The organism is Hymenobacter siberiensis (assembly GCF_018967845.1).
Lineage (GTDB): Bacteria > Bacteroidota > Bacteroidia > Cytophagales > Hymenobacteraceae > Hymenobacter > Hymenobacter siberiensis.
This window is the reverse complement of sequence record NZ_JAHLZZ010000001.1, coordinates 2,227,002-2,238,280: the sequence shown is the minus strand read 5'-3', so window position 1 is coordinate 2,238,280 and position 11,279 is coordinate 2,227,002. Positions and strand designations below refer to the sequence as shown.

The window sequence follows — 11,279 nt, the reverse complement described above, 5'->3', positions numbered from 1 at the left end:
TGCAGCTAGTAGCAAGCCAAGTCATCAACTACACTTGCTCAGTCTTTTTCAAGTCCGCCCTTCTCCTTTTAAGTTTATTTCATAAAACATTCTTTTACACATGAACAGTTTTTTACCTTTTGCAACTGCAATCCGCAACCAGCGGAAATCTATCTTTCTCTGCGCATTAAGCTTACTAACTATTTCGTTTGGCGCAAACGCTCAAGTCAGTTCCAAATCTCAAACTTTTAATGCAGCATTCACAAGTCCAGCAACAGGAAGCGAGCTAGGCTTTTCTGCAAGCGCGAATGGTAGTTACTTTAGCAGTACCTCACCTACAGTAGTTGGAACTTTCGGAACCTACGGCGTAATAAATGGAGGTAACGGTCTTACTGGCTCCTCTACAACGCTGACGTTTGATAGTCAGCTTTTTCAGGCAAATTCTTCGAATAATAAAATCACTTTTTTCGTCGGCAGCCTTCAGAACGGTAGCGGTGGTTCGGCTTACACGGATGGATTTGGAAATAACAGTTCTATTACGGTAGATCTGACTCGCAATAGCATATCGTTGCCAACAACAACTTCCACCATTTTGACGCTTGCTCCTCCAGTAAATAGTGGCAATGGCGCCACATATCTTCCGGGTGCTGCTGGAACGGATGTGGCAGACATTATTACGGACGGGACAACAAATCAGCTGGTCCTTGTACCGCTGGCTAATGGTCTCTCTAGCGTTACTATCAACCTTCCCAACTTTACTGTACGGACGGGCGTGGGCTTTTCAATCACCATCAATACTTCGAGAAGGAATATCCTTGTAGTTGACAACGTCACAATTTCTTCAGGCTCCCCCCTACCCGTCGAACTCACCCGCTTCGATGCCACGGCCAAAGCAGGCGGCGTGAGCCTGACCTGGGCCACGGCTACCGAAAAAAACAGCGACCGTTTCGAAATTCAGCGCAGCGCTACGGGCGAAGCGTTCGAGACGCGGGGCACGGTAAAAGGCCAGGGCAGCACCACCATGGCGCACAACTACTCCTTTGTGGATAGCCGCCCGCTCGCCGGCACCTCCTACTACCGCCTGCGGCAGGTAGACACCGATGGCACCTTCAGCTTCTCGCCGGTGGTGGCCGTGCAAACCGAAGCCAGCACCAAAGTAGCGTTCTACCCCAACCCCAGCGCGAACCAGCTCATCATGCCCGCCGGTGTGGGGGCAGTGCAGTACCGTATTTTCAATGCCCTGGGCCAGACCCTGCTCAGCGGCAAAGCCACTGACAATGACCACCTCGACATCACCAGCCTGCCCAAAGGTCCCTTCTTTCTGGAGCTGAGCGGCGCGACCGGCCACCACACCCAGCGCCTGATGCGCGAGTAACGCCGGCCGTGGGCCATTGCCACGCCTCTGGTCCGCACTTATCCGAAAGCCCCGCTCCTACCGTGTGTAGAGGCGGGGCTTTTTCTATTAGCTTATCATGTTCGCATCATGCCCGGGTAGTAGGTTTGGCGGTTGCTACTGCCGGGTGCCTCCATTTATCGCCAGGCTTCTGCCGCTTGCCGGGTTGGCACGGTGCTGGCCGCTGTAATTTGCTCAGGCATACGGCACGCCTGCTTTTCCTGTCTTACTGCATTTGCTATGAAACGCACACTTTTTTTTATACTGAGCCTGGGGTTGCTGTCGGGTGCGCAAGCGGCGGCGGCGCGTCCGCTGTGGGGCGGCTTGCCTGTGCAGCCGGCGCAAACCGGGCCGGTACCCACACCCGCGCCAGCTCCCGAGCCGCCGGTGAAGGCCGTGCCGCTTAGCGGCCACCAGCCCAAGCCCCAACGCGTGGGCGACGACGGCCTGCCCACCGACCACCCCAACGGCCCGAACCAACCCAACCACGGCCGCCGGGCGGGCCGGGCAGCCCACCACGCCCACGGCCCGGGTCCGAGCCACGGCCACGGCCGCCGTCATTAATTAGCTCCCCCCAAGCGCCGCATGACCGTTCTCATCGTCGAAGACGAACGCACCCTGGCCCGCGAGCTGGGCATTTTTCTCTATCAGCAGGGCTTTGCCTGCACGGTGGCCCGCACCGCCCGCGAGGCCCGCGCCCAGCTGGCCGATACGCCCTTCGATTTTGTGCTGCTCGACCTGGGCCTACCCGACGGCGACGGCCTGGCCCTGCTGGCCGAGGCCAAGCAGCAGGAGCTCGCGGCGGCCGTCATCATCCTCACCGCCCGCGGGGCCGTGGAAGACCGCATCAGTGGCCTGGAGCTGGGCGCCGACGACTACCTGGCCAAGCCCTTTTCGCTGCCCGAGCTGCTGGCCCGCATGCACGCCATCACGCGGCGGCGCTTCGGGCTGCACAAGCCGCTGGCGGCGGTGGGCGCGTTTGAGCTCGATTTGCAGGCCCGCCGGCTGCTGTTTGGCGGGCAGGAGGTGAGCTTATCGGTGAAGGAGTTCGACGTATTGAGCTACCTCGTGCTGCACAAAAACCGGGTAATGACCCGCCTGCAGCTCACCGAGCACATCTGGGGCAACCTGCCCGAGTCGGGCTTCGATTCGAACTACATTGATGCCCACATCAAAAACCTACGCAAGAAGCTGGGCCTGCACGCCGACGTGGACTGGCTCGAAACCGTGCGCGGCATCGGGTACCGGGTGCGGGTGTAGGATTCTGGTTGTTGGTGCCTGGTGCCTGACCAATTAAAGAACGTCCTACCCTCATACCCGCCACCCTCCTACCCCCCATGAAGCTCAGCACCAAGTTTTCCCTGTTCAATGCCGTGTCGCGGGTGGTTATTCTGCTGGTGCTGGCGGGGGCGCTGCCGCTGGCTATGAGCCACCTGGCCCGGCTGGCCACCGACCAGCGTCTGGCCCAGAAAAAGGAAAAAGTGCTGCGCCTGCTGCGCCGCAACGGCATTTCGGCTTTCATCACCGCCGAGCAGTCTTCCTATGGCAGCTACAACCTACTCAAGGAGGAGTTTATTTCGCTGGAGGCTATTCCGCCCGGGCCGGGCATCAACGAGATTGAGGACTCGAAGCGGGCCGTGGAGGATGAAATTGTGGAGTACCGGGTGCTGAGCTACGCCTTCGCCCAGGATGGCCAGAACTACCTACTCGAAATAGGGCGCAGCACGGGCAGCATTGGCGAAACGGAGCGCAACTTCCGCCACTACGCGCTGTACATGCTGCTGGTGGCCGTGGCCCTGACCACGCTGGCCGATGTGGCCTTCTTCCGCTATCTGCTGGAGCCGTTCTACACCATTATCCGGCAGCGACTCAAAAATGCCCACCACCCCGCCGCGTTCAACTTCGCGCCCATTAAAACCAGCACCGACGACTTTCGCTACCTCGACGAGAGCCTGCGCGAGATGATGACCACCATCCAAGCCTCGTTCACGAAGGAGCGCAAGTTTATCGCGGATGCCTCGCACGAGCTGCTCACGCCTCTGGCCGCCCTGCAGTACCGCTTCGACAACATGCTGGCCGATGAGTCGCTATCCGATGAAAACCAGCTGCGCGTGGTGGATTCGCAGCGCACGGTGCACCGCCTGCGCACCATCATCAGGTCGCTGCTGATGATTTCGAAGATTGAGAACGACCAGTTTGCCCGCGCCGAAACCGTGCCGCTGGCTCCGCTGGTGGCCGAAGTATGCGACGAAGTGCAGGACCGCCTGGCCGTGCTCGGCCTGACCCTGCACCAGGACCTGACGCCCGATTTCACCGTGCTGCACGGCAACCGCAGCCTGCTCTTCACGCTGCTCTACAACCTGGTGAGCAACGCCATCAAGTACAACCGAGCCGGGGGGCGCATCGACGTGCGGGGCCGGCCCACGCCCGGCGGTGGCTACGTGCTCGAAGTGCGCGACACCGGCGTGGGCATTGCCCGCGAGCAGCTGCCGCGCCTGTTTCTGCGCTTCGACAAGGGGGCCACGGCCGACCCCGACAGCTACGGCCTGGGCCTGAGCATTGCCCGCACCATTGCCGACCTGCACGGCATCAGCCTCGAAGTCAATTCAATTGAGGGGCTGGGCACGTCGTTTTTGCTCGGTTTCCCGGCCCCGGCTCCGGGCCTGGCCGAGCCGTTATAGAGCTTATCATGTTCGCATCATGTTGGAAAAGTAGGTTTGAGCCATCATCAACCCCAAACCCATTTCCCCATGAAAAAGCTGATGCTTTCCGCCGTTGCCATGCTGTGCACGTTTGCTGCCCTGGCCCAAGCTACCCCTCACACCGGTGGCCACCACGGCGGCCATCATGGCGGGCACCACGGCCACCACGGCGGCCACAAAACCAAGTAAGCCAAAACCCGGCGGGCGCTGCAACGCCCGGCCAGCTCATTGCCCATTTCTTCCCATTCATTTTTTTGATTCCCATGAAAAAGTATCTGATGTCCGCTGCTGCCATGCTGTGCACCTTCGCCGCTATGGCCCAGGCTACGCCTGCCACCCCCGCTACCCCGGCTACGCCAAACCCCACCCATGCTGACGGCAAGCAAGGCGGTCACAAGGGAAGTCACAAGGGCATGCACAAGGGCAACCACAAAGGCAACCACAAGGGCATGCACGGCACCCGTTAGGTTTTTGCCTCACGGCCAAAGCCCCTTCGCTGCGCGAAGGGGCTTTTTTCGGTTATTTATCTTCCCGCTTTCACTTGCTTCTGCTTTTCTCCTTGGGTTCTTTTTTTCGCTCATTCGCCGCCGCCGCTTTGCTGGCCGCTGGCCCGCTGGCGGCGCAGGCTGCCTTGCATTTTCCTGCCCCGGCCCCCGCCGACACCACCGATGCGCCGCGCCGCTCACTGAGCGCGGCACTCAGCTACGGCAGCAACTCCACGTACTTCGGGCGCTCGCAGGCAGTTGCCTTTCCCTACACGGCCGCCATGCTCACCTATTCGGCCAAAAACGGCCTGTACGGCTCGGTAGAACTGTATAACCTGCTGAATACCGCCACTGCCCTCGACGAAACCGACCTGACCGTGGGCTGGGACCACGACCTGGGCAAAACCCTGGATGTATCGCTCAGCTATTCGCGGTTCTTCTTCCCCACGGGCAGCGAGCTGGTGAAATCGGGCGTGAACAATGCCTTCGATGCCGGACTAGGGCAGGATTGGGGCGCGTTTTACTCGCGGCTGAGCGCCACCTACCTCTTCGGCAAAAGCACCGCCAAGGGCGACGGCTTTCTGGTGCTGGAAAACTCCCGCTCCTTCGAAACCAAGCGCGGCTTTGGCCAGCACGACTATTTCAGCGTCGAGCCGGTGGTGAGCATCGCGGCCGGTACGCAGTCCTTCACCGAAGCGGCCCTGAACAAGCGCAACGGCCCGGCTTCCGCCGCCGCCAAAAACCGCAACGTGCGCCGGTTCGGCATCGTCGATTACGAGTTTGGTGTGCCTGTGACTTACACCGTGGGCAAGCTGGCCGTGTCGGCCGGCTGGCGCTACGTGGTACCCGTGAACCTGCCCGCCGATGATGTGGACTCGCGGGCCCTGTCCATCTGGACGGCCGGGCTCACCCTCACGCTGTAGCCCCGGCGTGGCCTTTTTTCGGCCTGCCAACGTAGACGGTATTTCACGTAACTGACTTTTACCGCTCGTTTTATGCGAATTTCTATTCATTCCATCGGGCCCGCCGGCCGGTTGTTGGCACTGGCCGCCACGGTGCTGCTGGGCGCGTGCAGCGGCCAGGCCCCGCTAGAGCAGGCCAGCGGCGGCAACGGCCTCTCCACCACCGTGCAAACGGATACCACCGCCACGCTGCCTACCGAGGCCTGCGGCCTGCTCACGCCCGGCGAGGTGGCCAGCCTCACGGGCCGCCCGGTGCAGCAGCAGGCCCAAGGCGACGCCTGCCGCTTCGTGGAAGCCGACCAGCCCGCCAGCCCCGATGCCGTGGTAATGGTATCGTTCCGCCCAGCCGCCGCCTTCCAGATTGCGCAGGCCGGCAACGATTTGAAACGGAGCATTTCGCCCGTCAGCGGCCTGGGCCACGAAGCCTATTATGATGACAGCCACGGCGACCTCTACGTGCAGCTGCCCACCCGCACCCTGGTTATCAGCATGCCGCGCCGCGTGAAAAGCTACTCGCGCGAGCGCATTGCCCCCGAGCTGGGCCGCCTGGCCGTAGCGCGCCTGGCAGTGCGCCGATAGAACGGCCAACTCCCCTCCTTACCAAGGAGGGGACATTTTCGCGACGCGAAAATTGGGGTGGTTGTGGGCGTCGGAGGCCGTTGAACTGAATGAAAAGAATGGCCGACAGCTGAAAGGCAAGGACACCGCCCTTACGCAAGCCGTTCAATGCCACCCTCCGGTGGCACCACCCCAATTTCAGCTTCGCTGAAATGTCCCCTCCTTGATAAGGAGGGGAGTGTGTCGCTTCGTAGCTTGCGGCACATTCAACCCCGCTCATGAAAAAACTTGCCCTGGCCGGCCTTGTCGCGGCCGCCCTCACCACGGCCTGCAACCAGACCAAAACCACCGAGACTGCCACGAGCAGCGCCAACAACGAAACGGGAGCCGCCGCCGACTCGACCTCGGGCCTGCCGGGCCTGTTCAACAGCTACTGGGAAAAGCAGTCGCGCCTCGACCCGTTGTCGGCCACGGCGTATGGCGACAACCGCTTCAACGACCAGCTGCCCAACAACCAGACCCGCGCCTTCCGCGACACGCTGCGCACCTTTTACCAGGGCTACCTCACGCGGCTGCAAACATTTGACCGCGAGAAGCTGAGCGACAACGATAAAATCAGCTACGACATCTTCGAGTACGAGATGAACCACGGCCTGGCCGGCCTCAAGCTCAACTCCTGGATGATGCCGGCCAACCAGTTCTACGGCCTGCCCATCTCACTGGGCCAGTACGGCTCGGGGCAGGGCAATCAGCCTTTTAAGACGGTGAAGGATTACGAGAACTGGCTGGGCCGGGTGCGCGGCTTCACGGCCTGGACCGACTCGGCCATTGCCAACTTCCGGGTGGGCATGCGCACGGGCGTGGTGCTGCCCAAGGTGCTGGTGCAGCGCATGATACCCCAGCTGCAGGCCAAAGACATTGTGGTGACCGACGCCACCCAGAGCCTGTACTACGGCCCCATTACCCGCCTGCCCAAGGATTTTTCGGACGCTGATAAAACCCGGCTCACGGAGGCCTATAAAAAGGCCATCCTGACGGAGCTGGTGCCCGCCTACCGAAAGCTGGGCACGTTTATGCAAAACGAGTACCTGCCCAAGGCCCGCGCCACGAGCGGCATCGACGCCGTGCCCGGCGGCAAGGAGATGTACGCCTACGACGTGAAGTACGAGACAACGACCGACAAAACGCCGGCCGAAATCTACCAGACCGGTTTGAGCGAGGTGGCCCGCATCCGAGCCGCGATGGAGAAAGTCAAGGCCGAAGTGGGCTTCAAAGGCGACCTGCCGGCCTTCTTCAAGTACCTGAATACCGACGCCAAGTTCCGGCCCTACAAGAAGCCGGAGGAAGTGCTAGCCGCCTTCGAAGACATCCACCAGCGGATGCTGCCCAACCTGCAGAAGATGTTCGGCCGCACGCCCAAAACGCCGTTTGAAATTCGCGAGACCGAGAAATTCCGCGAAGCCTCGGCCTCAGCCGAGTACAACCAAGGCTCGCCGGACGGCACGCGACCGGGCATTTTCTACGTGCCGATTCCGGACGCTACCAAGTTCGCTACTACCTCGGGCATGGAGTCGTTGTTTCTGCACGAAGCCATTCCGGGCCACCACTACCAGATTTCGCTGCAGCAGGAAAACACCGGCCTACCCAAGTTCCGGCGCTTCGGCGGTCAGAATGCCTACGTAGAGGGCTGGGCGCTGTACTCGGAAAGCCTCGGGCCGGAGCTGGGCCTGTTTAAAGACCCCTACCAGCGCATGGGCGCCATGGGCGACGAGATGCTGCGCGCCGTGCGCCTGGTGGTGGACACCGGCCTGCACTCGCGCCAGATGACCCGCGAGCAGGCCATCGACTACCTGCTGGCTAACCTGAGCACCACGCCCGACGAGGCCACTTCGGCCATCGAGCGCTACATGGCCATCCCCGGCCAGGCGCTGGGCTACAAAATCGGTCAGCTCAAAATCCGGGAGCTACGCGCCAAATACGAGAAGCAGCTCGGCAGCAAATTCAACCTCAGCACCTTCCACGACGAGCTGCTGAAGGATGGCTCGATGCCGCTGGCCGTGCTGGAAAAGAAAATGGACGCCTGGGCGGCAAAACAATAAGAAGTAGATACCTAAATATGTATGCCAAAAAGCCTCGCCCGGATTATTCCGGTGCGGGGCTTTTTAGCATAAAAAAGGGAATTCCACGCCTATTTATGTAGCTTGCCCGCCTATTCACCGGTCAATGACGCGACTTTTTACTATCCTGCTGGCCGCATGGTGCTTAGTAGCCCACCCGGCCGAAGCCCAACTTTCGCCGGGCAACTCCACTTCGGCGGCGCTGCTGACGGGCCTGTTCAACGATTACTGGGAGGGCCGGGCGCGGTTGTTCCCATTGGTGGCCACGTCGCAGGGCGACAACCGCTACAACGACCGCCTGCCCAACGACCAGACCCGCGCCTTCCGCCAGCAGCAGGTGCGCTTCTATCGCCGCTACCTCAACGACCTGCTGAACATTGACCGCGCCCGCCTCCGGGCCGACGACAAGCTCAGCTACGACATCTTTCAGTACGAGATGCGCAGCCGCATCGAGGGCCTGCGGCTGAATACCTGGATGATGCCCTTTGCCCAGTTTTACAGCCTGCCCACCACGCTGAGTCAGCTGGGCGCGGGCACCGGCGCGCAGCCCTTCCGCACCGTGCGCGACTACGACAACTGGCTGGCCCGCGTGGGCCGATTCCCGGTGTGGGCCGACTCGGCCATCGGCAATTTCCGGCAGGGCATGCGCACGTCCATAGTATTACCCCGCGGTTTGGTGCAGAAAATGGTACCCCAGCTGCAAGCCCAAATCACCGCCGACGCCACCAAAAGCCTGTTCTACGGACCCATCACGCGCTTGCCGGCCAGCTTCTCGGAGGCCGACCGCGCCCGCCTCACGGCCGCCTATCAGCAGGCCATTGCCACGCAGCTGGTGCCCACCTACCGCAAGCTGGCCGAGTTCCTGCAGACCGAGTACCTGCCCCGAGCCCGCAGCACCGCCGGCCTGGCCGATGTGCCCGGCGGGACCGAGATGTACCGCTACAACGTGCGCCTGATGACGACCACCGAGCGCCCGCCGGAGGCCATTTACCAAACCGGTCTGGTCGAGGTGAAGCGCATTCGGGCCGCGATGGAGGCCGTGAAAAAGCAGGCCGGCTACAAGGGCAGCCTGTCGGGCTTCTTCAACTCGCTCGCTTCCAATAGTAAGTACACACTCTACAAGTCGCCGGAGGAAGTCCTGAAAGCCTTTCGGGGCATTCAGGCCCGCATCACGCCCAGCCTGCCCCGGCTATTTGGTCTGGCCCCAAAGTCGCCGTTTGAAATCCGGCAGACCGAAGCCTTCCGGGCCGCCACAGCCTCGGCCGAGTACAACCGGGGCACGCCGGATGGGACGCGGCCCGGCATTTTCTACGTGCCCATTCTCGATGCTACCACCTTCAACGTGACCTCTGGCATGGAGTCGCTGTTTCTGCACGAGGCCATTCCCGGGCATCACTACCAACTGTCGTTGCAGCAGGAAAACACCAGCCTGCCCAAGTTTCGGCGCTTTGCCTCCTACCCCGCTTTCAGCGAGGGCTGGGCGCTGTATTGCGAAAGCCTGGGGAAAGAGCTGGGCCTCTACACCGACCCCTACCAACGCATTGGCGCGCTGGGCGATGAGATGCACCGCGCCCTGCGCCTGGTGGTGGATGTGGGCATGCACGCCAAAGGCATGAGCCGCGAGCAGGCCATCGACTACATGATGGCCAACGAGCCCATTTCGGAGCAGTCCGCCACGGCCGAAATAGAGCGCTACCTAGCCATGCCCGGCCAGGCGCTGGCCTACAAAACCGGCCAGCTCAAAATCCGCGAGCTGCGCAGCCGCTACGAAAAGCAGATGGGCAAAACATTCAGCCTGAAGGCTTTTCACGATGAGATTCTGGCCGGCGGCTCGATGCCCCTGGCGGTGCTGGAGCGCCGCATGGACGCCTGGGCGGCCCGGCAGCGCTAAGCGGGCCTTATTCTACTACTGCTACTACACTACCTTTCCCTAATGTTTGCCTCTACTGGTTACTCCTATCTGCCCCTTCCGCATGCGCTCAACAACCGCGAACACCAAGCCCCAACTACTACTGGTTTACGATGGAGGCGGGCAGGCTTGCTCCTGACCCTGTTGTTGGGGGTGGCCTTCGTAGGCCGGGCCCAGGACATCGTTGCGGCGGGCGGCACCCTGAGTCCCGCAACCACCACCGTAACGGCGGGAACCAACTCCGGCACGTTGATTTTGCAGGGATTTTACGGCACCATCCTACGCTACCAAGCCGATACCGGCCAGGGTTTTGTGGACGTGGGTGGCCCGGGCCGCAGCTATACGTTCTCGGATTTATTAACCACCACGCGCTTTCGTGCCGTGGTGCAAACTACTAGCCTTGTGGTGGTTACTTCCAGTATTGCCGTGGTCACGGTGGTGCCTCCCGACGGGGCCACGGGGCCAGCCGATAAGCTGAAGCCCAGCCGACAGGTCAGTTTAGCACCGGCCCTGGCCGTAAAATTCTCACCCCTGGCTACCCAGGACCCCAGCGCCAGCACGCTCCTGGTGGGGCTGGAGTACCGCCCCAGTCCCCGCATCGGCCTGGAGGCCAGTTATGGCCAGCAGTTTACCGCCCTGCGCATCACCACCCTGGGACTGCTCGCCGACCGCTACGACTACCATTACCAGAAATTCAAGCTGGAGCTACGCCGCTATCTGCCCGCACGCGCCAAAAATCCTCACCAGGAAACCTACTTTTCCGTGCAGGCGTTTTTCACGCCCGAGCGCTACACCCGCTACGGCAACAACTACTACCGCGACGCAACTTACTACACTTACGACCGCAATTTTGTGAGCAAGGACATTTCGGGAATCGACCTAAAAATAGGCTCGGTATGGCATGTTGGGTCGAACTGGCTGTTGGAAGGTGGGATGGGGCTGGGTGGCCGGTTTGTGGTCACGCAGTACGACATGCTCAACGAGCACCGGGCCACCAACTTCACCGCCAAGCAAGTCAATCCCTTCAATCAGATTGAGGAGCCGGGCAACAAGGCCAGCATTGATGTAGAGCTGGTATTCAAAGTCGGCTACGTTTTCCCCTTTCGCAAACAGGAGTCGGCGAAATAGCCTCGCTGGCAAGTATCTTACCCCAATGCCGGCCCTTCCGGCCCGG

At 61.2% G+C, this 11,279-nt stretch carries 11 protein-coding genes; all 11 read left to right on the top strand.

Features of this window, described 5'->3' with window-relative positions; translation table 11 throughout:
* Window positions 1–751: 751 nt before the first annotated feature.
* The 11 genes from KQ661_RS22820 (at window position 752) to KQ661_RS09560 (ending at window position 11,233) form a co-directional block, all read left to right on the top strand.
* Window positions 752–1,354, top strand: a complete 603-nt coding sequence (locus tag KQ661_RS22820; protein WP_216686288.1) for a T9SS type A sorting domain-containing protein — start codon at window positions 752–754, stop codon at window positions 1,352–1,354.
* Window positions 1,355–1,612: 258 nt separating this feature from the next.
* On the top strand, window positions 1,613–1,936 hold the full coding sequence (locus tag KQ661_RS09600; protein ID WP_216686287.1) for a hypothetical protein: 324 nt from the start codon (window positions 1,613–1,615) through the stop codon (window positions 1,934–1,936).
* A 21-nt stretch (window positions 1,937–1,957) separates the two neighbouring features.
* Window positions 1,958–2,632 (top strand): response regulator transcription factor, encoded by a 675-nt coding sequence (locus KQ661_RS09595; RefSeq protein WP_216680418.1) that lies wholly within the window; start codon window positions 1,958–1,960, stop codon window positions 2,630–2,632.
* A gap of 77 nt (window positions 2,633–2,709) precedes the next feature.
* Window positions 2,710–4,053: a sensor histidine kinase gene (locus KQ661_RS09590; RefSeq protein WP_216680417.1), complete on the top strand. Its 1,344-nt coding sequence runs from the start codon at window positions 2,710–2,712 to the stop codon at window positions 4,051–4,053.
* Between the two features lie 81 nt (window positions 4,054–4,134).
* Window positions 4,135–4,263: a hypothetical protein gene (locus KQ661_RS22550; protein WP_262898296.1), complete on the top strand. Its 129-nt coding sequence runs from the start codon at window positions 4,135–4,137 to the stop codon at window positions 4,261–4,263.
* A gap of 74 nt (window positions 4,264–4,337) precedes the next feature.
* Entirely contained in the window at window positions 4,338–4,541 is a 204-nt protein-coding gene (locus KQ661_RS09585) for a hypothetical protein (RefSeq protein WP_216686286.1), read from the top strand.
* Window positions 4,542–4,633: 92 nt separating this feature from the next.
* Window positions 4,634–5,482 carry a hypothetical protein gene (locus KQ661_RS09580; RefSeq protein ID WP_216686285.1) on the top strand — a complete coding sequence of 283 codons (849 nt, stop codon included), beginning with the start codon at window positions 4,634–4,636 and terminating at the stop codon, window positions 5,480–5,482.
* Between the two features lie 72 nt (window positions 5,483–5,554).
* Window positions 5,555–6,100: a hypothetical protein gene (locus KQ661_RS09575; RefSeq protein WP_216680413.1), complete on the top strand. Its 546-nt coding sequence runs from the start codon at window positions 5,555–5,557 to the stop codon at window positions 6,098–6,100.
* Between the two features lie 257 nt (window positions 6,101–6,357).
* A complete protein-coding gene (locus KQ661_RS09570; protein ID WP_216680412.1) occupies window positions 6,358–8,178 on the top strand; it encodes a DUF885 domain-containing protein in 1,821 nt (606 codons plus the stop codon).
* Window positions 8,179–8,302: 124 nt separating this feature from the next.
* Entirely contained in the window at window positions 8,303–10,087 is a 1,785-nt protein-coding gene (locus tag KQ661_RS09565) for a DUF885 domain-containing protein (protein ID WP_216686284.1), read from the top strand.
* Window positions 10,088–10,234: 147 nt separating this feature from the next.
* Window positions 10,235–11,233, top strand: coding sequence for a hypothetical protein (locus KQ661_RS09560; RefSeq protein ID WP_216686283.1), 999 nt, complete (start codon window positions 10,235–10,237; stop codon window positions 11,231–11,233).
* Window positions 11,234–11,279: the final 46 nt, after the last annotated feature.

Excerpts from the sequence above, each read along its gene's own strand:
- KQ661_RS09570 (WP_216680412.1), top strand. The coding sequence starts at position 6,358 with ATGAAAAAACTTGCCCTGGCCGGCCTTGTCGCGGCCGCCCTCACCACG.
- KQ661_RS22550 (WP_262898296.1), top strand. The coding sequence starts at position 4,135 with ATGCTTTCCGCCGTTGCCATGCTGTGCACGTTTGCTGCCCTGGCCCAA.
- KQ661_RS09595 (WP_216680418.1), top strand. The coding sequence starts at position 1,958 with ATGACCGTTCTCATCGTCGAAGACGAACGCACCCTGGCCCGCGAGCTG.
- KQ661_RS09575 (WP_216680413.1), top strand. The coding sequence starts at position 5,555 with ATGCGAATTTCTATTCATTCCATCGGGCCCGCCGGCCGGTTGTTGGCA.
- KQ661_RS09585 (WP_216686286.1), top strand. The coding sequence starts at position 4,338 with ATGAAAAAGTATCTGATGTCCGCTGCTGCCATGCTGTGCACCTTCGCC.
- KQ661_RS09565 (WP_216686284.1), top strand. The coding sequence starts at position 8,303 with ATGACGCGACTTTTTACTATCCTGCTGGCCGCATGGTGCTTAGTAGCC.
- KQ661_RS09590 (WP_216680417.1), top strand. The coding sequence starts at position 2,710 with ATGAAGCTCAGCACCAAGTTTTCCCTGTTCAATGCCGTGTCGCGGGTG.
- KQ661_RS09600 (WP_216686287.1), top strand. The coding sequence starts at position 1,613 with ATGAAACGCACACTTTTTTTTATACTGAGCCTGGGGTTGCTGTCGGGT.